Annotated in this window: 17 protein-coding genes; 3 read left to right on the forward strand and 14 right to left on the reverse strand. The window is 35.8% G+C overall.

What is annotated here, in order from left to right:
* Positions 1 to 26: 26 nt before the first annotated feature.
* Positions 27 to 1,577: a hypothetical protein gene (locus K7G79_RS02590; RefSeq protein ID WP_223548867.1), complete on the reverse strand. Its 1,551-nt coding sequence runs from the start codon at positions 1,575 to 1,577 to the stop codon at positions 27 to 29.
* Between the two features lie 148 nt (positions 1,578 to 1,725).
* On the opposite strand from K7G79_RS02590, the gene K7G79_RS02595 reads away from it, so the two are divergent.
* Both K7G79_RS02595 and leuB read left to right on the forward strand, forming a co-directional pair.
* Positions 1,726 to 2,901, forward strand: coding sequence for a 2-isopropylmalate synthase (locus K7G79_RS02595; protein ID WP_223548869.1), 1,176 nt, complete (start codon positions 1,726 to 1,728; stop codon positions 2,899 to 2,901).
* A gap of 10 nt (positions 2,902 to 2,911) precedes the next feature.
* Entirely contained in the window at positions 2,912 to 4,030 is a 1,119-nt protein-coding gene (leuB, locus tag K7G79_RS02600; RefSeq protein ID WP_223548871.1) for a 3-isopropylmalate dehydrogenase, read from the forward strand.
* Positions 4,031 to 4,198: 168 nt separating this feature from the next.
* Here the strand turns inward: leuB and K7G79_RS02605 are convergent, their stop codons facing one another.
* From K7G79_RS02605 to K7G79_RS02660, 12 genes are all read right to left on the reverse strand, one after another.
* Positions 4,199 to 5,563 carry a TrpB-like pyridoxal phosphate-dependent enzyme gene (locus tag K7G79_RS02605; protein WP_223548873.1) on the reverse strand — a complete coding sequence of 455 codons (1,365 nt, stop codon included), beginning with the start codon at positions 5,561 to 5,563 and terminating at the stop codon, positions 4,199 to 4,201.
* A 116-nt stretch (positions 5,564 to 5,679) separates the two neighbouring features.
* Positions 5,680 to 6,954 (reverse strand): argininosuccinate lyase, encoded by a 1,275-nt coding sequence (argH, locus tag K7G79_RS02610; RefSeq protein ID WP_223548875.1) that lies wholly within the window; start codon positions 6,952 to 6,954, stop codon positions 5,680 to 5,682.
* Positions 6,955 to 7,020: 66 nt separating this feature from the next.
* The gene (locus K7G79_RS02615) at positions 7,021 to 8,088 is read right to left on the reverse strand and encodes a M20 family metallo-hydrolase (protein ID WP_223548876.1); all 1,068 of its coding nucleotides are present in this window, start codon (positions 8,086 to 8,088) and stop codon (positions 7,021 to 7,023) included.
* 1 nt (position 8,089) lies between these two features.
* Positions 8,090 to 8,866 (reverse strand): acetylglutamate kinase, encoded by a 777-nt coding sequence (gene argB, locus K7G79_RS02620; RefSeq protein WP_223548878.1) that lies wholly within the window; start codon positions 8,864 to 8,866, stop codon positions 8,090 to 8,092.
* A gap of 93 nt (positions 8,867 to 8,959) precedes the next feature.
* A complete protein-coding gene (locus K7G79_RS02625; RefSeq protein WP_223548880.1) occupies positions 8,960 to 9,901 on the reverse strand; it encodes an N-acetylornithine carbamoyltransferase in 942 nt (313 codons plus the stop codon).
* A gap of 9 nt (positions 9,902 to 9,910) precedes the next feature.
* Positions 9,911 to 10,675 (reverse strand): glutamate 5-kinase, encoded by a 765-nt coding sequence (gene proB / locus K7G79_RS02630; RefSeq protein ID WP_223548882.1) that lies wholly within the window; start codon positions 10,673 to 10,675, stop codon positions 9,911 to 9,913.
* 1 nt (position 10,676) lies between these two features.
* A complete protein-coding gene (locus K7G79_RS02635) occupies positions 10,677 to 11,873 on the reverse strand; it encodes a glutamate-5-semialdehyde dehydrogenase (protein WP_255575931.1) in 1,197 nt (398 codons plus the stop codon).
* A 50-nt stretch (positions 11,874 to 11,923) separates the two neighbouring features.
* Positions 11,924 to 13,060 (reverse strand): aspartate aminotransferase family protein, encoded by a 1,137-nt coding sequence (locus K7G79_RS02640; protein WP_223548883.1) that lies wholly within the window; start codon positions 13,058 to 13,060, stop codon positions 11,924 to 11,926.
* A 1-nt stretch (position 13,061) separates the two neighbouring features.
* The gene (gene proC, locus K7G79_RS02645) at positions 13,062 to 13,856 is read right to left on the reverse strand and encodes a pyrroline-5-carboxylate reductase (protein WP_223548885.1); all 795 of its coding nucleotides are present in this window, start codon (positions 13,854 to 13,856) and stop codon (positions 13,062 to 13,064) included.
* A 43-nt stretch (positions 13,857 to 13,899) separates the two neighbouring features.
* Positions 13,900 to 14,883: an N-acetyl-gamma-glutamyl-phosphate reductase gene (gene argC / locus K7G79_RS02650; protein ID WP_223548887.1), complete on the reverse strand. Its 984-nt coding sequence runs from the start codon at positions 14,881 to 14,883 to the stop codon at positions 13,900 to 13,902.
* Between the two features lie 51 nt (positions 14,884 to 14,934).
* A complete protein-coding gene (locus K7G79_RS02655) occupies positions 14,935 to 16,113 on the reverse strand; it encodes an argininosuccinate synthase (RefSeq protein WP_223548889.1) in 1,179 nt (392 codons plus the stop codon).
* A 4-nt stretch (positions 16,114 to 16,117) separates the two neighbouring features.
* Positions 16,118 to 16,735: a GNAT family N-acetyltransferase gene (locus K7G79_RS02660; protein WP_223548890.1), complete on the reverse strand. Its 618-nt coding sequence runs from the start codon at positions 16,733 to 16,735 to the stop codon at positions 16,118 to 16,120.
* Between the two features lie 470 nt (positions 16,736 to 17,205).
* Between K7G79_RS02660 and K7G79_RS02665 the strand changes: the two genes are divergently transcribed.
* The gene (locus K7G79_RS02665; RefSeq protein ID WP_223548892.1) at positions 17,206 to 19,839 is read left to right on the forward strand and encodes a sensor histidine kinase; all 2,634 of its coding nucleotides are present in this window, start codon (positions 17,206 to 17,208) and stop codon (positions 19,837 to 19,839) included.
* On the opposite strand, the gene K7G79_RS02670 is transcribed toward K7G79_RS02665, so the two are convergent.
* Complete coding sequence (locus K7G79_RS02670) at positions 19,823 to 20,503, reverse strand: LytTR family DNA-binding domain-containing protein (protein ID WP_223548894.1); 681 nt, start codon at positions 20,501 to 20,503, stop codon at positions 19,823 to 19,825. The two genes, K7G79_RS02665 and K7G79_RS02670, sit on opposite strands and share 17 nt — an antisense overlap.
* Positions 20,504 to 20,546 lie beyond the last annotated feature (43 nt).

Here is a 20,546-nt window from a genome sequence, read left to right on the forward strand (position 1 = left end):
TTTTCATAAAGAAATTCATGAAAAAATTACTTTTTCTCTTGATTCTTTAAAAATTTGTTGTGAATCACATCTGCAATTGGCTGATTGTTTATTTTAGATTCCAACCAAGAAATGATATCCAAATATAAAAAAGGCCGCTTTTGATAAGGGTCATTCTCAAAGACCTTCAATTTTTCATGAAGTTTGATAAATTCACCTTTGACCTCATGTGGGTAAATATCACCCAAGCCTCTTAAGAACTTTATGATTTCCTTCTGTACTTCATACAGATCCTCCATCTTAATAAGGAACTTATAAGTACTGCGTATCAACACATCTAAATTATAGTCCAAGCCCGCCTCATAATGTGCCACCAAATTTAAAATTCGAGAAAAACACAGTAAATCCTCACGCATTTGCAACGATTTGTTACTTATGATTTTGTCTAAAAACAAAATACATTTTTTAGTATCACCCGTTCCAAAATACATGCTCGCTATTTTGTAATAGAATACCATAATATGATGCTCATCTATTCTATCCCTGTAGTTTTGAAGCTCTTTTAAAACCTCATCAATCAGTGGTAAACCTTCCTTAAAACTACCTTCTATGAAATGTAAATTAAATTTGTTGTTGTAAACATACAAAAAAGCTAGGCTTTCATTATTATCATCTAGCGGAAACCATTTTTCCTTAGTTACCGCTTCTAATTGTGTTAATGTATTTCTAAACTTTTCATATTGCCTCAAGTAAAACAAGGCTTCCAATAAATAATGATTGCCCCTTAAAAAAAATACAGGATTAAGAACAATCATATCCTTGTTTTCATAGAATAGATCCACCCATTTAGAGGCGTATTTATAACAAGACAAAAAATCGACCGTTAAAAAACTGTACCATAAATAGGATTTGTAAAGCCATAGTTTTTCACGAAATCCTAACTCATTGATATCATATTTGGGCAATCGGCTATTAAAGTACTTGGTAATAACTTGTTGTTCTTTATCATTCTTTACATAACCCGTTTTTAAAAATATGCCATATAACTGTAACGACAGATTAGACAGTTTACTTGCTAAAACATTTTGCAGACTAAGTTCCTTGGCCTGTATGGTCAACTCATCGGCACGATTGCTAATACTTCGGGTAATGTATTGAGACTCTATAACCTTTTCCAGTTCCACAATTTCGTAGGCTACATTTTTTTCTTCATGAGCTATGGCCATGGTTTTTGCTTTGTCAAGTATTTTTAAACTTTGCTTGTATAGGCCCTTATGGTATAATATGGTCGCAAAATCGAGTTGTTCCCTAATTTGAATTCGAATGTTTTGATGTGAGGGGTTCAATCTCAGACTTATCAATATTTGTTTATAAAGGTGAGCCTTTAAATTTGATAACTGTTGCTTCTTAACTATACCTTTTTTAAGAATTACCGATTCATCATACACAGAAAGTTTATCTAAGATATTGAAAAGGGTTAAAAATTTTGAATCTTCATTTACCCCCAATCTACCCACATAAAGCTTAAATTGTCTTTTTTCAGACTTAGACAACGACTTTACTAATACAAACAAATTATCTTTTTGCTCTCTTGTCATAGTTGCAAAAACAATATTAAATAGTTGATTTACAGTTTTTTAAATACATCGTTATTGATTTAAACATCGTAATAACGAGACGTTGAATTCTGTTTTTACGAAACCAAAATATACATTCGTACTACAATAAGAAAATATATTTGAATAAATGTCTAATAATAGAGTCCAAATTTTTGATACAACGTTAAGAGATGGTGAACAAGTTCCTGGTTGCAAATTAAATACTGAACAAAAATTAGTTATAGCCGAACAACTGGATAACTTGGGGGTAGATATTATAGAAGCTGGTTTTCCGGTATCAAGTCCTGGTGACTTTAAATCGGTTGAAGCCATTTCTAAAATTGTAAAAAACGCTACTGTTTGTGGTTTAACTCGCTCGGTTGAAAATGATATAAAAGTTGCAGCCGAAGCTTTAAAACATGCCAAAAAGGCTAGAATCCATACTGGCATAGGCACTTCCGATTCACATATTCAACATAAATTTAAGTCTAATCGCGAAGCGATCATAGAGCGTGCCGTAAAAGCAGTAAGCTATGCCAAATCGTTTGTTGAAGATGTTGAATTTTATGCAGAGGATGCCGGTAGAACAGACAACGATTATTTGGCTAGAGTTTGTGAAGAAGTCATTAAAGCCGGAGCGACAGTTTTAAATATACCAGATACAACTGGGTATTGCTTACCCCATGAGTACGGTGCAAAAATTAAATACCTCAAGGAAAATGTGAAAGGTATTGATAAAGCTATTTTATCCTGCCATTGCCACAACGATCTTGGATTGGCAACAGCCAATTCTATTGAGGGTGTAATTAATGGGGCACGACAAATTGAATGTACTATTAATGGTATTGGTGAACGTGCTGGAAATACCGCTTTAGAAGAAGTGGTCATGATATTAAAACAACATCCTTATTTAAATTTAGATACGGGAATTGAAACCCAAATGCTTTATGGCATTAGTCAGTTGGTATCAGACAGTATGGGTATTTATACACAACCTAATAAAGCTATTGTTGGAGCAAATGCTTTTGCCCATAGTTCTGGGATCCATCAGGACGGTGTGATTAAAAATCGTGAAACTTACGAAATCATAGACCCTAAAGAAGTTGGTGTCACCGAATCTGCTATTGTGCTAACAGCACGAAGCGGTAGGGCGGCATTGGCTTATAGGGCAAAAAATATTGGTTACGAATTGACCAAATTACAATTGGATGAAATTTACATGGATTTCCTGAATTTTGCAGATAAAAAGAAAGAGGTAGACGATGATGATATCCATCAAATTATTGAAAATAGCAAAGTTTATAAAGAAATTACTTCTGCTTAACTAAAGACAAATGAAACTAAACATAGCTGTTTTACCGGGCGACGGCATCGGTCCAGAAGTTACTGCGCAAGCTGTAAAGGTCTTGAAGGCCATAGCTATGGAATTTAATCATGTCTTTACCTTTCAAAAAGCATTGGTGGGCGCTTGCGCTATAGATAAAACGGGAAGTCCGTTACCCGAAGAAACCATTAGCATTTGCGAAAACGCAGATGCTATTTTATTTGGAGCCATTGGCCATACTAAATATAATAACGACACCTCATCTACTATACGCCCCGAACAAGGGCTTTTGGGTCTTAGAAAAACATTCGATCTTTATTCCAATATTAGGCCTGTAATTGCCTACAACGATTTATTGCACAAATCGTCACTTCGAATGAAACAAATAAAAGGCACTAATATTTTAATTTATCGAGAGCTTACTGGTGGTATTTATTTTGGAGACAAGGACTTTAACGAAGATGGCAATGCCGCTTGGGATGTTTGTCATTATACTCGCTTTGAAATTGAACGTATTGCACATCAAGCCTTTAAAGCAGCACTATCTAGAAAACGAAAACTTACCTTGGTTGACAAAGCCAATGTACTTGCCAGCTCCAAGCTTTGGCGTAAGGTAGTTTTAGAATTAGCAATCCAATATCCAGATGTGGAGTTGAATTGCATTTACATTGATAATGCGGCCATGGAGCTTATTATCAACCCTAAACAGTTTGATGTTATTTTAACTGAAAACATGTTTGGTGACATCCTATCGGAAGAAGCTAGTGTTATTGTAGGATCAATTGGTTTATTGGCGTCGGCATCAAAAGGTGATAACTATGTGATGTTCGAACCCATACATGGAGCTTACACTAAGGCAGCCAATAAGGGTATTGCCAACCCTATTGCCTCTATTTTGTCGGCAGCTATGTTATTGGATCATTTTGGACTGGATGAAGAAGCAGCACTAATAAGGACAGCGGTAAACAAATCGTTGCAATTACAGATTACCACACCCGATCTAAACACCAAATATGACCATATAACAACTACTAAGGTAGGCGATTTTATAGAAGATTTCATTAGCAACCCTAACGAAACGAATTTAAACTTTACAAACATACATATAGGACAATCCACTATTATTTAATTATTTTGAGTTAGTCACCAAAAATTAAAAAAATGGGATTTTTGTAGCGCATCATAAGGTGCGCTTTTTTTTTTAGAAACAAAAAAAAGAGATCGTTTAAATTTCAAAGGCGAAATTTAAACGATCTATAACTTATGTAAATGGAATAATTTTAGATGAAAAATTTCATTAAAGTATTTCAGGTGTATCTAATTTTGCAAGTGATTGATGAATATCCACTTCACTTAATTCATGTTTTACAATATTACCTGAAAAATAATCTTCATAAGCCTTCATATCAAAATTACCGTGACCGCATAAGTTAAACAATATTGTTCTTGAAACTCCTTCATTCTTACACTTTTCGGCTTCTGCTATTGCAGTTGCTATACCATGAGTGGCTTCAGGAGCTGGGATAATACCTTCAGCCTTTGCAAAAGTAACACCAGCTTTAAAAACCTCAATATTGTCATGTGCAACTGCTTCGATCAACTTATCTTTTAATAATTGGCTTACAATTACTCCAGCTCCATGGTACCTTAATCCTCCTGCATGAATTGGTGCTGGAACAAAATTATGCCCCAAGGTATACATAGGTAACAGAGGTGTCATCCCTATAGTATCTCCAAAATCGTACCTAAAGACCCCTCTAGTTAATTTAGGACAAGAGGAAGGTTCACTTGCAATACATCGAATATTTCTCCCTTCATCAAAATTTAACCTAAGGAAAGGAAAAGCAAGCCCTGCAAAATTGGAACCACCCCCAAATGGGGCAATAACTATATCTGGCATATCTCCGGCAATTTCCATTTGTGCCAAGGCTTCCTGCCCTATTATGGTTTGGTGTAATTTAACATGGTTTAACACACTACCCAAAGCATATTTTGTATCGTCCCTTGTCGCTGCCCTTTCAACAGCTTCTGAAATGGCAATTCCCAAAGAACCTGTTGTATTGGGGTCTTCAGCTAAAACTTTTTTTCCTGCTTCGGTTATCTCAGAAGGAGACGGAAAAACCTTTGCTCCCCAAGTATTCATCATTATCTTTCTATATGGTTTCTGTAAATAGGATAGCTTTACCATAAAGACCTCACATTCAATATTAAAATGGTTACATGCAAATGCCAATGCACTTCCCCACTGCCCTGCACCAGTTTCCGTTGTAATTCTTTTAATGCCTTCTTTCTTGTTATAATATGCTTGGGGTACGGAGGTATTAGGTTTATGTGAACCTGATGGGCTTACCCCCTCATATTTATAATAAATCTTTGCAGGCGTATCCAAAGCCTTTTCAAGTCCATAGGCCCTATAAAGTGGTGTTGGCCTCCATAATGAATAAATGTGCCTTACCTCATCTGGAATATCAACCCACTTATCTGTTGTGACTTCCTGTTTTATCAACTCCATTGGAAACAAGGGCGCCAAAGCATCGGGGCCTATTGGCTCTTTAGTTACAGGATGTAAAGGCGGCAATGGCTTATTTGGCATATCTGCAATGATATTATACCATTTTTCAGGGATGTCCTTTTCAGTCAATAAAATTTTTCTTGGTTTCATTTATTCTGGTTTTAAACTTATGGTGTGGTATCACAAAAAACGACATATAGCACCTAAACAATGTATATATCTAAGTGTGACAAACGAAAGTAATGGTATTTTTTCATATAGTCAAGTTAGACCGGAAACTTGGCCCTTATTTGCTCCAAACACAGATTGTGGATACTTCCAGCATGTGTATGTTTTTTCGAGGTGTCTGGTACATAAGTCCCATTCTGTACCTCTCCACCAATTTTTTGATAAGCCTCCCTAAAGCTCATACCCTTTACCACTAAGGTATTTATATTATCTACCGTAAACAGGTATTTGTACTTATCGTCATTAACATCAACATCCTTAACAACAACCTGTTGGATTGAAAAATTAAAAATATCGAGAATGTCCTTTAATTCTTCAAAAGCGCCAATCATGTTTTCTTTTAACAACTGGTAATCCCTATGATAGCCACTTGGAAGGTTATTGGTAATCAACACCATTTCGGTATGTAAGGCTTGTATTTTATTGCACTTCCCACGAATGAGCTCAAATACATCAGGATTCTTTTTATGAGGCATAATGCTGCTGCCCGTTGTCAATTCATCTGGAAAAGAAATAAATCCGAAATTCTGACTCATATAAAGGCACACATCCATAGCAAAACGAGCTAAAGTATTGCACAAGCTCCCCAAGGCTAATGCTATGGTACGTTCGTTTTTACCCCTTCCCATTTGAGCAGCTACTACATTATACTTTAAAGTTTCAAAGCCCATTTCTTGAGTGGTGAATTCTCTATCGATAGGAAAAGAACTACCATAACCTGCTGCCGATCCTAAGGGATTTTGATCCACCGTCTTAATGGCGGCATTTAATAAGTACACATCGTCTATCATCAATTCGGAATAGGCAGAAAACCATAGACCAAAGGATGATGGCATAGCGACCTGCAAATGGGTATAACCAGGAAGCACTTTGTCTTTATGGGTTTCGGCTAAATCAAGTAAAGTGTTAAATAAGGTTTGAGTTTTATTATAAACCTGTTTGAGATTGTCTTTATAGTATAATTGGCAAGCCACTAATACCTGATCGTTTCTTGAACGTGCTGTATGGATTTTTTTACCAACCTCACCAACGGCTATTGTTAAATCATACTCTATCTTGGAATGAACATCTTCAAACTGTTCATCAATGACAAATTCACCTACTTCAATTTGGTTTTCCAAAACCTGTAAACTATCCATTAATTGCTCCAATTCAATTGTATTTAGAATCCCTATTTTTTGAAGCATTTTGGCATGAGCTTTAGAGGCTATCACATCATATTTCGCAATATGGATGTCTATTTCCCTATCATTACCAACAGTGAATTGTTCTATTTTCTTATTAATTGATATACCTTTGTCCCAGAGTTTCATTTTAAATTGTTTATTTCTTTATGAGTTGATAAGCTTAAACGACTACACTATCAACAACTCAACTGTTTATGCAATCACTCGTTTTAACAGTTCTACATAAGTTTGTATTCCTTCTTCTATTTCGTTTATATAAATAAATTCGTCTGCCGAATGCGACCGTTTACTATCTCCTGGCCCCAATTTTAAACTGGGGCAGGACAACACTGCCTGATCCGATAAGGTTGGCGATCCATAAGTGGTCATTCCCATACCTATTCCAGCCAGAACCAATTCGTGGTCAACAGGAATCGATGATGAATTCAATCGTAAACTACGAGGTATGATGTTATTGCAAGGAGCTTCCTTTTTTAAAATTTCAGCGATTTCTGCATTGGTATAGGCATCATTCACCCGAACGTCTATTACCAATTTCAAATCGGCCGGAACGGCATTGTGTTGTTTTCCTGCTTTTATTTGGCTAACGGTCAATTTAACATCACCTAAAACTTCTGAGCCTTTTTCAAATTTATAATCTTTAAACCATTTTAAGACTTCAATGGATTTATAAATGACGTTATCATCATTTGGATGCGCTGCATGGCTAGGGGTTCCCATAACGACCGCATCGAAAACGACTAAGCCTTTTTCGGCAATGGCCAAATTCATTAAGGTAGGCTCTCCTACAATAGCGACATCTACTTTTGGAATCACCGCCAACATGCTGTTCAAACCATTAGGTCCACTGCTTTCTTCTTCGGCTGAAGCGACAATAACCAAATTGTATTTTAAGTCCTTTAGCTTATAGAAATAAGTAAAGGTTGCTATAAGCGACACCAAGCAGCCTCCAGCATCGTTACTACCCAGTCCATACAATTTCCCATCTTCTACAATGGCCTTAAACGGATCTTTAGTATAGGCACTATTGGGTTTTACCGTATCATGATGTGAGTTTAACAACAAGTTTGGTTTACTGGCATCAAAATGTTTATTCGTTGCCCATACATTATTTTGAGTACGTTTATAATCGATATTGTAACTCTTAAACCAAGCTTCAATATACGATGCCGTTTGGTCTTCTTCTGATGAAAACGAAGGGGTTTCTATCAATTGTTTCAACAGTGCAATAGCATCCCTTGTTAATTCTTGCAGCGTCATACTATAATGTTATTCTTGTAAAATTATTGTTTTCTTGGGTCAACATGGCTGTATTACCCATATTTATAGTTCTTACACCATGATGCAAGGCATCAAAGCAATTCTCCAACTTGGGCAGCATACCGTCGGCAATAATACCTTGATCCAACAAGTCAGCATACAACTTCGCATCCATGTGCTTGATGACCGAACTTTTATCGTTAATATCCCTTAACACACCATCCAACTCAAAGCAATAGTAAATGGAAGTTTCATAAATATTACTCATGCCCACTGCTATTTGTGAAGCAATAGTATCGGCATTGGTGTTCAGTAATTGTCCATTACCATCATGGGTAATGGCACAAAATACAGGAGTAAAATCAGATTCAATTAACTTATTGATTGATTCGTGAGCAACTTGTTTTACATCGCCTACAAAACCAAAATCGACCTCTTTTACAGGACGTTTATCCGAAAGTATGCTATTGGCATCGGCTCCCGTTAAGCCAATGGCATTAATCTGTAAAGCTTGCAATTGGGCCACAATGTTTTTATTGACCAAGCCTCCATAGACCATGGTAATAACCTCAAGGGTTTCGGCATCGGTAATGCGTCTGCCATTGACCATTTTGGATTCAATACCTAATTTTGAAGCAATATGTGTGGCACGTTTTCCACCACCATGTACCAAGATCTTATGGTCTTGCATATTGGCAAACAGTTTTAGAAATGCTTTTAAAGCCACTTTGTCTTCTATGATGTTCCCTCCTATTTTTACTATGGATAGTTTTTTCATTTTCCTGTTTTTTATCCCCCGACCAGAGTCAAAAGTTAAATCTAGGTCTAGTATATCGACTCCGCTCTATGTGACGGGATCAACCTGTCAAATCTATTTAATGTTCTCTAACAACTTTTTCAACACCAACTGTGCGGCGTAAGTTCTGTTATTCGCCTGCTGAATCACCAACGAACTATTACTATCCAATACAGCATCGTCAACAATAACATTTCGTCGTACCGGTAAACAGTGCATAAACTTGGCTTTACCTATTTTTTCTTTGGTAATCATCCAATGGGAATCGGTGTTTGTTACCTTACCATAATTATCATAACTACTCCAGTTTTTTACATACACAAAATCGGCATCCTTAAACGCTTCATGTTGATTATGGATAATTGGCGTATCTCCAGTTATTTCTGGGTTTAAATTATAACCTTCAGGGTTTGCTATTACAAAATCAACCTCCATTCTTTGCATGGCTTGGGTAAAGCTATTTGCCACGGCATGTGGTAAGGCCTTGATGTGCGGCGCCCAACTCAATACCACCTTAGGCCTAGCAGTCTTGGCATGCTCTGAAATGGTAATGGCATCGGTCAACCCCTGTAACGGGTGACCTGTGGCACTTTCCATATTTACAATGGGTACGGAAGCATATTTTACAAACGACTTCAACACTTCCTCGCTTTCGTCTTTAATCTTATCGACTAAAGTCGGAAAGGCCCTTACTGCAATAATATCGCAGTATTGTGACACCACAGCAGCAGCTTCTTTAATATGTTCGGCAGTGTTGCCGTTCATAACCGTACTATCTCCAAATTCAATGCCCCAAGCATCTCCTGATACGTTCATCACAATAGGATCCATCCCCAAGTTCAAAGCAGCTTTTTGGGTACTCAACCGTGTGCGCAAACTAGAATTAAAAAACAATAATCCGAGGGTTTTATGCTTTCCTAACGCAACATGTTTTAAAGAATTAGCCTTTAATGCTTTGGCTTCCTCAATCCAAGAGTTGATGTTATCGATATCGTGTATGGAGGTGTAGTGTCTCATGTTTTGGTTTTATTTTATTTTGGTAAACGGTATTCTATTTTCAAAGGCATTGATAATAAAATCATCTTTCATACCGTTTACAATCCACGTTTCTATATTTGCTTTTTGGGTTAAGGAAGCGGCTTCGATTTTAGATTGCATCCCGCCACTACCATGGGACGATTTAGAATCGACAACCTGCTTTTCCAATGCCTTAAAGTCCGTAACCTGGTCTATGGTTTTTGGCGTCCCGTTTTCTATTGATTCCTTGGTATAAATACCATTGGTGTTGGTCGCAATAATAAACAAATCAACCTCTAACAGCGAAGCGGTCAATGCTCCTAACTTATCGTTATCGCCAAACTTGATTTCATCGGTGGCTACTGTATCGTTTTCGTTAATGATTGGAATGTAATTATTATTGACCAATACATTAATGGTATTCACAATATTGCTTCTACTCTTCTTTTTCTCAAAATCGGAATAAGACAACAAACATTGTGAAGTCAACAAGCCATACTCCCTAAAAATTTCCTGATAAATGCGAATCAAGTGTGGCTGACCAATAGATGCCAAGGCCTGTTTTACAAATACATCTTCTTGCTTGCTTTCCAATTTCACAAATTGCTTTGCAACAGCTATCGCCCCAGAACTTACAATAATAAACTCACAGGTATTCTTTAATTGTTCAATCTGATTGGCAATATCTTCAATCTTACCTCTTGAAATATTATCGGTCTCCTTAGTTAAAGTATTGGAGCCTATCTTTAGTAATATGCGTTTCTTTTTTTGCATGTTATCGTATTTGTCCGTTACCGTGAACGTACCATTTGTTAGTTACCAAATGCTGCAAGCCAATGGGACCACGTTGGTGCAATTTATCGGTACTAATAGCCAACTCACCGCCCAATCCTAACTGACCACCATCGGTAAATCGTGTGGAGGCATTGTGGTACACAGCTGCTGTATCCACATTTTCCATAAACAATTTAGCTTCTGCTTCATTGGTGGTGATGATTGATGCCGAATGACCTCCAGAATATTTGTTAATCTTGGCAATAGCCGCTTCGTTGGAAGCGATTTCCCCAATCACAATTTTATAATCCAAAAACTCTTCATACCAAATGTCTTTGGAAGGTATCAAATCAACTCCTTCATATTCTGAAACCTTCTTTCCCCCCATTATCTCAACATTAAATACTTTTAATTTTGAAATTAAGGTTCGAATGAACTCTGATTTATTCGGTAAATTTTCATCAATCAGCACTTTATCCAAGGCATTACAAGCTGAAATTTTTGCCGTTTTGGCATTCACGATTATCTTTAAGGCCATATCCAAATCGGCTTCCTCATGCACATACACAAAATTATTGCCACGACCACTAACGATTACCGGACATGAAGCATGTTGCTGTACAAAAGCAATTAGATGTTCACCACCTCGTGGGACGATTAAATCGACTTTTTGGGTTGGTTTTTCCAAAAAGGTCTGGGTTTCAGCTCTATTGAACTGCAAATATTCTACCCAATCGGTTGAAGCTCCATTATGCTTTAGAGCCTGATGCCACAGTTCCACAATCTTTAAATTGGATTTTAAGGACTCTTTTCCGCCTTTTAATAATATCTTATTTCCCGATTTGAATGCAATTCCTGCCGCCTCAACAGTAACATCGGGACGTGATTCATAAATAATCAATATGGTGCCGAACGATGCTGTCTTGTTGTACACTTGCATGCCATTGTCGTGTTTAAACCGAAAGCGCTCCACACCCACAGGGTCGTCCTGTGAAGCTAAGTGGGTTACAGCATTTATCATTTCATCTACCTTGGCATCGTCAACCTTTAAACGATCGTACATGGAAATATCGTTACCCGTGTAGGCATCTAAGTCAGTTTTGTTAATATCAATAATCACATTCCTTTCCTTTTCTAAAAGTTCTGCCATTTGCAATAAAACGGCGTTTCTTTTTTCGATAGATAGTAAGGTGTTCATTTTCTTTATTTTTTTTATGTTAGCTGACAGTCTACTTTATTTTTATAATATTATGTTAAATTTTTTAACACAGTTTGCAATGCTTCAAAAAAAGCATCGATATGTGCCTTTTGAATGGTTAATGGTGGAAGGATACGTAAGATATTAGGATCTTTAGCACTTCCAGTAAATATGTGATGCTCAAAAATAAGCTGTTTTCTAAGCTCGGCAATTGGAAAATCGAATTCCAAACCTAACATTAAACCCCGTCCTTTTATTTGTTTTACTGAGGTTATACTACTAGCTTTCTCAACAAAATAAGTCGATACGTTCCGAACATTTTGCATCAGGTTTTCGTTTTCCATAACCTCCAAAACCGCCAACGCCGCAGCACAGGCCAAATGATTGCCTCCAAAGGTGGTCCCTAACAATCCAAAGGATGCTTTAATGTTGGGATGGATTAATATGCCTCCAATGGGGAAGCCATTACCCATACCCTTGGCCAGAGATATCACATCGGGGGTTATGCCATGCCTTTGAAATGCAAAAAAGTCACCCGTACGACCATAACCACACTGGATTTCATCGGCGATATACAAAGCTCCATATTGTTTGCATAAAGCACTTAGCTTTTGGTAAAAATCGGTTGACGCTTCGTCCAGTCCACCAATCCCTTGAATCCCTTCTACAATTACCGCACACACTTCGCCTGACTGTAACGCAATTTCAACAGCTTCCACGTCACCTAAATCGACAAAAACAACTTCTTGCTGCGCATTTATTGGCGCAATAATTTTTGGATTATCGGTTACCGCTACTGCCGCTGATGTTCGTCCGTGAAATCCATTCTTAAATGCAATCACCTTTTTCTTTCCTGTATAAAAAGAAGCCAATTTCAAGGCATTTTCGTTGGCTTCGGCACCACTGTTACACAAAAACAAATGGTAATCTTCACAACTAGATAGATGCCCTAGTTTTTCAGCTAAAGCCATTTGTAAAGGATTTTTAATAGAATTACTATAAAACCCTAAGTTTTCTAACTGCTCACTAATTTTAGACACATAGGTTGGATGCGAATGCCCAATGGAAATTACAGCATGTCCCCCATATAAATCTAAATATTCTGTCCCTTGGTCATCATAAACCAAAATATCCTTGGCTTTAATAGGGGTGACATCATATAATGGATAAACGTCAAATAATGGCATTTTAATTCTTTTTAATTTGATTAATTTTCTCAAACGAGGCCACAATCCCCTGTATTAAAGCTGAACTTAACCCTTGATGTTCCATAGCATTTAAACCCTCTATTGTACAACCGCTAGGTGTGGTAACACGATCTATTTCCTGTTCTGGGTGTTTGCCAGACTCAATCAACAAACTTGCTGCACCGTAGCAGGTTTGAATAGCCAATTCATGTGCCTGTTCAGCTTCGAATCCCAATTGGATAGCTCCTTGTGTAGTAGCACGTACCAACCGCATCCAAAAGGCAATACCACTGGCACATATAACCGTTGCTGCCTGCACTAAATCCTCAGGAATCACCATCGTTACACCTAACTGATTGAATATTTCCTGTGCCATAGCCACCTTATCTTGTGCTTTTTGGTTAGCAGAAATACAGGTCATAGATTTACCTATAGAAATAGCCGTATTTGGCATAACGCGGATAATGTTTTTATCACTGCCCACGATACCTTCAATACGTGCAATATCAACACCTGCCGCTACCGAAATCAACACATGGTTAGAAGTTATCAACGAAGCCACACTTTCCAATACCCCATTAATATGCTTGGGCTGCAAGGCAAAAATGACCATTTCTGATTCTTTGACTGCCAAAAGGTTATCGTTGGTTACCGTTACGTTATCAAAGTCTTTATACGCATCGACATGCGAGGTGTTCCTATCACTTAAATACAACGATGTAAAATTATTGTTCTTTATAAGCCCCTTAGCAATAGAGCTTCCTAAATTTCCAGTTCCTATAATAGCTATTTTCATGATAAAGTCATTAGTTATTGGTTATGTAATTATTGGATAAAGCTCAAAAATAATTAGCTTTTAGGTTTAATCCTGTGGTCTCCCCCAATTCGAACATTAAATTCATATTCTGTATAGCTTGTCCAGAAGCTCCTTTTAATAAATTATCTATGATACTAGTAATCAATATTTTATTATTGTATTTATACAAGTGGATCAAGCATTTATTGGTATTCACTACTTGTTTTAAATGTAATACGTCATCTGAAACAAAAGTAAATGTAGCATCTTTATAAAATAATTTATATATGCTGATGGCTTCTTCAACTGTGCCTTCAAAATCGGTATATAGTGTAGCAAAAATCCCTCTCGAGAAATTCCCGCGATTAGGCATAAACAAAATGTCTGATGAAAAACTGTTTTGCAATTGCTTCACAGACTGATTAATCTCACCTAAATGCTGGTGCGTAAAAGGTTTGTAATATGAAAAATTGTTGTCGCGATACGGAAAATGCGATGTTGCAGATAATGAAGTTCCAGCTCCAGTAGCCCCGGTAACCGCATTAATATGCACATCATTCTTCAATAAACCACTAGCTGCCAAAGGCAATAATCCCAATTGAATTGCCGTTGCAAAACAACCTGGGTTGGCTACATAATTAGCTGCTTCTATGGCCTCCTTTTGTAATTCGGGCAAACCATAAACGAAAGTATTGCCATTAAAAAACTTGTCTTTTCCCAGACGGAAATCGTTTCCTAAATCAATGATCTTAGTATTTTCAGAAAATGTGTTCTCCGATAAAAACTTAACCGAATTACCATGACCCAAACACAAAAACAACACATCGACGTTAGGGTTAGTTGTATTTGTAAACTCCAAATCTAAATTCCCTACTAAATCCTGATGTATTTTAGTTATTTTATTTCCTGCATTACTTGTACTGTACACAAAATTAATCTCTGTATTCGGGTGATTTATTAATAGTCTAATAAGTTCTCCTGCCGTATACCCTGCACCGCCTACAATGCCTACTTTTATGTTTTTCATTATCATTCTATTTTATCAATAAGTCATATCGAAATAACTTAGGCTTATCATTTAATTTGAATTTACATGCTGATATATTTTGTTTTGGTTACCAAGAATTTTAATAAACCCTTTAGCTTCATCAGCAGTCCAACCTTTATTTTCCTCACCATAACTTCCAAATTTAGCACTCATTAAATCATGTTTTGATGAAATACCATCTAATGAAAAATGGTAAGGCTTTAAGGTCACTGTAACATTACCGCTCACTTTATCTTGACTGCTTTCTAAAAAGGCTTCCATATCTCGCATCACGGGATCTAAATACTGGCCTTCGTGTAAATGCATGCCATAGAAACTTGCAATATATTCCTTATGCTGCAACTGCCACTTAGTTAAGGTATGCTTTTCCAACAAATGGTGTGCTTTAATAGTGATTAAAGCAGCAGCTGCCTCAAAACCAACACGTCCTTTTATGCCCACAATGGTATCCCCTACATGAATATCCCGTCCTATGGCATAGCCTGAAGCTAAATTGTTTAAGATTTCAATATTAACTTCAGGATCGTTTTCAATACCGTTAACAGCAACCAATTCGCCCTTTTCAAAGGTTAGTTTCACTTTTTCCTCTTCGGCATGTTTTATTTGTGACGGATAAGCATCTTCAGGTAATGGTTTATCTGAAGTTAAGGTTTCAGAACCTCCAACACTTGTGCCCCATAATCCTTTATTAATTGAATATTTGGCTTTTTCCCATGACATATCAACACCATTTGATTTTAGATAGTCTATTTCTTCCTGTCTTGTTAATTTTTTGTCCCTTATTGGAGTGATAATTTCTATGGTAGGTGCCAATGTTTGAAAAATCATGTCAAAACGCACTTGATCATTTCCAGCACCTGTACTACCGTGGGCGATATATTCTGCATCGATACTTTTAGCATATTCAATTATTTCAATGGCTTGAATAATTCGCTCTGCACTAACAGACAATGGATAGGTATTGTTTTTTAATACATTACCAAAAATCAAATACTTTACCACTTTTTGATAAAATGTGGTTACCGCGTCTATATTTTTATAAGTTGTAACACCCATTTTATAGGCATTGTTTTCAATATAGTCTATATCTTTCTTGGTAAATCCACCTGTATTAACACTTACAGCATGTACTTCAAACTCTTTCGACAGACTTACCGCACAATACGATGTATCTAATCCACCACTATAAGCAATAACTAATTTCTTCATGATCTTATTTTTTATCTCGTTTTAAAAACATGGTTTCCTTAATATGCTTAAGCCTATTGAAAACCTTTTCTTTTATTAATTTGTGTTTCTTATTTTCTTTTGACTTAGGATCATACAACATGCCCGTACACAAACACATTTTTCTATTGGTTCGTGTTAACACATCATAATTTTTACAGGTTTGGCAGCCATCCCAAAAAGTAGCATCGTCTGTTAACTCTGAAAATGGGACTGGTTTATATCCCAAATCGCTATTCATTTTCATAACAGCTAACCCAGTAGTAATACTAAACACTTTGGCTTCTGGAAATTTTGCCCTAGAATGGGCGAAAATTTTATGTTTTATCTGCTTAGCCAAACCTCCTCCCCGATAATTGGGATGAACAATTAAGCCTGAGTTGGCCACAAACTTGCCATGACCCCACTTTTCTATATAACAAAATCCTGCAAATTTATCGCCATCCAACGCAATTACGGCATTACCATTTTCCATTTTCGTGGCAATGTATTCAGGGGTACGTCTTGCTATACCCGTGCCTCTAACCGCTGCAGACTCTGCAATGGTTTCGCTAATAATCTCAGCGTATTTAATATGTGATCTATCGGCTATTACAACCTTCATTTCCTTGTCTGTATTAAGTTCAATATTATTCTTTTTTATTGCTGAACTGGACTCACCTAGTTCAATAAACTACTAAACACCCTTACGGGCGACGAGGAAAATTATGGCGCATGAAATTAGGGTTAATTATTGGATTAACTGTGCTTTGAAATGTTATGATTGGGTTTTTGGACAATGTGAAAAAAATTAAAATGACGTTTGGTTTTACTAATTTGAAGTATTAGCAACAGCGGCGACGGCGCACCGGCAAACTGGGTATAGACCTACGTATTTTATTTTTTAAATTTTTCATAATGTAAAACTATTAATTTTAATTAATACCATGAATAAAAATCATTTACTTTTAAAGAGAATTACAAATTTTCAATAAAAAAGGTCTGTTTATTGAAAAATAATGAATGTTTCAAGGTAACTATTTGATTTTTTAAAAATTACATTATTTGGGTAATGTTTTATATTAGCTAATTTTTATGAAGTTTCGAAATTCCATAGTAATCCGCTTGGCACTATTTTTCACAGGCTTGATTATATTATCTATTTTATTGTCAGGTTATTTAGTTTTCGAAAAATCTTCAAAAGTTATTACCGAATACGCAAAGACCCGCATAATTCATGAATCGGAGTTGGCTGAACAAGCTTTTTATGCATTGCTAAATGAAGTTTCCAACGACATTGCAGTCATAGCCTCAAATCCCTCATTAAACAATTATGTAAATACATCCTCAATAAAGGCCCTTCAAGATGTAAATCTGTTATTCGAAAGCACTCTTAGCAACAAAGCTTCATACTTTCAAATTCGTTATATAGGGATAAAAAATAATGGAAAGGAAATTATTCGTTTTGACAAAAAGAACGGTATAGTAATGCAATCGGAGGATCTTCAGGAAAAAGGTAATCGGGATTATTTTAAAGAAGCCATCAACATTAAAAAAGGAGATCTCTATTTTTCAAAGATTAACCTTAATGAAGAATATGGTATAATAAGCAAACCTTATACCCCAACATTAAGAGCCGCAAGTCCTATTTTTAATGCTTCCAACCAAGTTACAGGTATTGTTATTATTAATGTGGACTTAAACAAGCTATATCAAACCCTGGATAAAATATCTAAAGAAGAATCTCAACTATACCTAATAAACAAAGATGGTGAATATTTCTATGCGCCCGAAAAAGACAAACTATTTGCCTCACAAACTGGTCAAACACATAATTTTATTATGGATTTTAAAATAGATTCAACCATTACTCTTAATCAGGATAATTTAAGCACGGGGAAAGTCACAAACTTAAGCACTAATATGCTTAGCTACATAAAACCATTAAGCTATTTTAATGGTAAACGTAACCTCTATTTAGTGGTTGCAGTAAAACAATATATCTTATTGCAAAGCGCCCATAAGGTTAGGGACAACAGTATACAAGCACTTCTTTTGGTGTGCTTTGTCTGTATTTTGCTTTCTTGGTTTTTCGTGAGCATAATGTCTAAAAAAATTAATCAAATAACCAAGGCTATAAGTACCTATGATGAAGGAACAGCAAGCGACATACCATTGCCGACTAATAGAAATGACGAGATAGGGGTATTAGCTAGGACGTTCAAAAAAATGAAGACCAAAATTGATCAGAATGTTAACAAGCTAAATGCAGCGCTTGAAAAAGAATTGCAAGCGAGACAGCAACGGGATGAGTTTTTGCAAAATATGAGCCATGAATTGCGTACACCTCTTAATGCCATATTAGGACTCACACAGTTACTCAAAAAAAATGCAGCATCAAGTTCCCAATCACCTATTATTGATGCCTTAGACAGGAGTGCAACTAACTTAGCCGGCTTGGTGTATGATGTTCTAGACCATAAAAAGCTAATAGAAGGCACGTTACATATTGAATATGAATCTACAAATATAGCCCGTTTATTAAAGGACATTTACTCTAGCTATCAATACGAAGCCATAAGAAAAGGGTTAGACTTTACCTTAGAAATAGATGATAGGCTTGAAAAAAGTAATTTTAAAACAGACCCATTAAGATTGTCTCAAATGGTAACAAATTTAGTGGTAAATGCCCTTAAATTTACTGACGAAGGTGAAGTTAAATTACTAGCACAGATAAAGCACAGATCAACACAATTAGAAATAAAAGTGGTTGATTCAGGAGTTGGTATCCTTCCAGAAAACATTAACAAAATAAACAACCGCTACTTTCAGGAACAAAAAGAACTGTCTGGACGTTATGGGAGCTATGGTCTTGGTCTATCCATAGTTAAACTATTAGCCTCATTGTTTGGAGGACAACTAAATATAAATTCAAAAAAAGGTGTTGGTTCAACATTTTGCATTACAATGCCAACAGTACCTGTTAAAGAGGTTAAAGCTGATCATGTTAATTCAATGAAAGCTCAAGATTTTCCCGAATTAAAACAGAATTATAAAATACTTCATATTGAAGATGACACACCTACCCTAGAGCTTGTAAAACATCTTTTTTTGGGGACTTCTATCAAATTAAAACAAGTAAGTAAATTAAGTGACGCTTTAAGCTATATAGAAGAACATGAACCCAACCTTATTTTTAGCGACCTATTATTAAATCATTTAGATTTAAAAAAACCCTTGAAACAATTGTTAAAATCAAAAACAATAAGCTGTCCGCTAGTATTGGTTTCCGCAACCGAACCAAAAATTATGCAATCCATTACCTCCATTTATTTCCAAAAGCCATTCAACATAAATGAGTTAAAGGATTATACTTTTAAAACTTTGGGATCAAATGAATTCTCTGCACCTAATTTTTCAAACCTTTACAATAACTACGACAACAATCCAGAAAAAATAGTAAAGGTGCTTAATATACTTATTGATGAATTTGAAACTTACAAAACCCGTATAGAAAAAACAATAAAACGTAAAGATCAAAATGAATGGAATGCCATTTTACATAAATTAATCGCCCATATAAATAATTTAGAACTAAATTCTCTTTTAACGCTTTTGCCAGAAAAAGTTGAAACCCTTAACTTAAAAGGATTATCAGCCATTATAAATGCTTTTGCCTATTACCTGTGTTGCTTTAGAGTAGAAAAAAGAATTAATTTAAAAGGTTGATTTTCTGGTACAATATTTTTTCATAACTCTGACTGAGCGGGATATGGTCTTTTCCTATTTCTAGAACATTATTCCCAATTGTACTTATTTTATTGAGATTAACTATGTAGGAGCGATGAACACGCTGAAAAAAATTGGGCAATTTAACTTCAAGATCTTTTAAGGCCATTAAAGTTAATACCTTTTTCTTTGTCATAACTACAGAAATATAATTAGCTTCGGACTTAAAATAACAAACGTCCTCTAAATTTATCTTCACTAACTTATTGCCATCTTTAATAAACAATCTCGGTTCATTATTTTGATATTTAGAATGGAATGTCTGTACTTTTTGAAACGCTTTAAAAAAACGCGTAAAATTAATGGGTTTCACTAAAAAATCCACTATCTGGTCATAGTCATAAGATTTTGGAGCAAAATTTTTATTTGATGTTATCATAACCACAGCCGTATTTGGAGACGCTATTTTCAAAATATCCTCACCCGTAATATCGGGAAGGTTATAATCCAATAAGATAATATCAAAAGGCGAACTATTAATAAGATTAATCGACTCAAAGCCTGAAATTGTTGTTACTACACTGGTAATACCATCTATCTTACTACAGAAATGTTCAAGCAAATCACATATTAATGGGTCGTCATCTACAATAAGACATTTCATCTGTTTAAAATTTTAGAGTTTATCAAAAATATGAAACTACCCC

Source organism: Aestuariivivens sp. NBU2969 (assembly GCF_019931125.1).
In the GTDB taxonomy this organism is placed as follows: Bacteria; Bacteroidota; Bacteroidia; order Flavobacteriales; family Flavobacteriaceae; genus Aestuariivivens; species Aestuariivivens marinum.

Bases quoted from the DNA above. Each gene is read 5' to 3' on its own strand.
- K7G79_RS02665 (WP_223548892.1), top strand. From the start codon at position 17,206: ATGAAGTTTCGAAATTCCATAGTAATCCGCTTGGCACTATTTTTCACA.
- K7G79_RS02635 (WP_255575931.1), bottom strand. From the start codon at position 11,873: ATGAACACCTTACTATCTATCGAAAAAAGAAACGCCGTTTTATTGCAA.
- K7G79_RS02605 (WP_223548873.1), bottom strand. From the start codon at position 5,563: ATGAAACCAAGAAAAATTTTATTGACTGAAAAGGACATCCCTGAAAAA.
- K7G79_RS02660 (WP_223548890.1), bottom strand. From the start codon at position 16,735: ATGAAGGTTGTAATAGCCGATAGATCACATATTAAATACGCTGAGATT.
- K7G79_RS02595 (WP_223548869.1), top strand. From the start codon at position 1,726: ATGTCTAATAATAGAGTCCAAATTTTTGATACAACGTTAAGAGATGGT.
- argH (WP_223548875.1), bottom strand. From the start codon at position 6,954: ATGAAACTCTGGGACAAAGGTATATCAATTAATAAGAAAATAGAACAA.
- argB (WP_223548878.1), bottom strand. From the start codon at position 8,866: ATGAAAAAACTATCCATAGTAAAAATAGGAGGGAACATCATAGAAGAC.
- K7G79_RS02670 (WP_223548894.1), bottom strand. From the start codon at position 20,503: ATGAAATGTCTTATTGTAGATGACGACCCATTAATATGTGATTTGCTT.
- K7G79_RS02590 (WP_223548867.1), bottom strand. From the start codon at position 1,577: ATGACAAGAGAGCAAAAAGATAATTTGTTTGTATTAGTAAAGTCGTTG.
- K7G79_RS02615 (WP_223548876.1), bottom strand. From the start codon at position 8,088: ATGACGCTGCAAGAATTAACAAGGGATGCTATTGCACTGTTGAAACAA.
- argC (WP_223548887.1), bottom strand. From the start codon at position 14,883: ATGAAAAACATAAAAGTAGGCATTGTAGGCGGTGCAGGGTATACGGCA.
- K7G79_RS02625 (WP_223548880.1), bottom strand. From the start codon at position 9,901: ATGAGACACTACACCTCCATACACGATATCGATAACATCAACTCTTGG.
- K7G79_RS02655 (WP_223548889.1), bottom strand. From the start codon at position 16,113: ATGAAGAAATTAGTTATTGCTTATAGTGGTGGATTAGATACATCGTAT.
- proB (WP_223548882.1), bottom strand. From the start codon at position 10,675: ATGCAAAAAAAGAAACGCATATTACTAAAGATAGGCTCCAATACTTTA.
- proC (WP_223548885.1), bottom strand. From the start codon at position 13,856: ATGAAAATAGCTATTATAGGAACTGGAAATTTAGGAAGCTCTATTGCT.
- K7G79_RS02640 (WP_223548883.1), bottom strand. From the start codon at position 13,060: ATGCCATTATTTGACGTTTATCCATTATATGATGTCACCCCTATTAAA.
- leuB (WP_223548871.1), top strand. From the start codon at position 2,912: ATGAAACTAAACATAGCTGTTTTACCGGGCGACGGCATCGGTCCAGAA.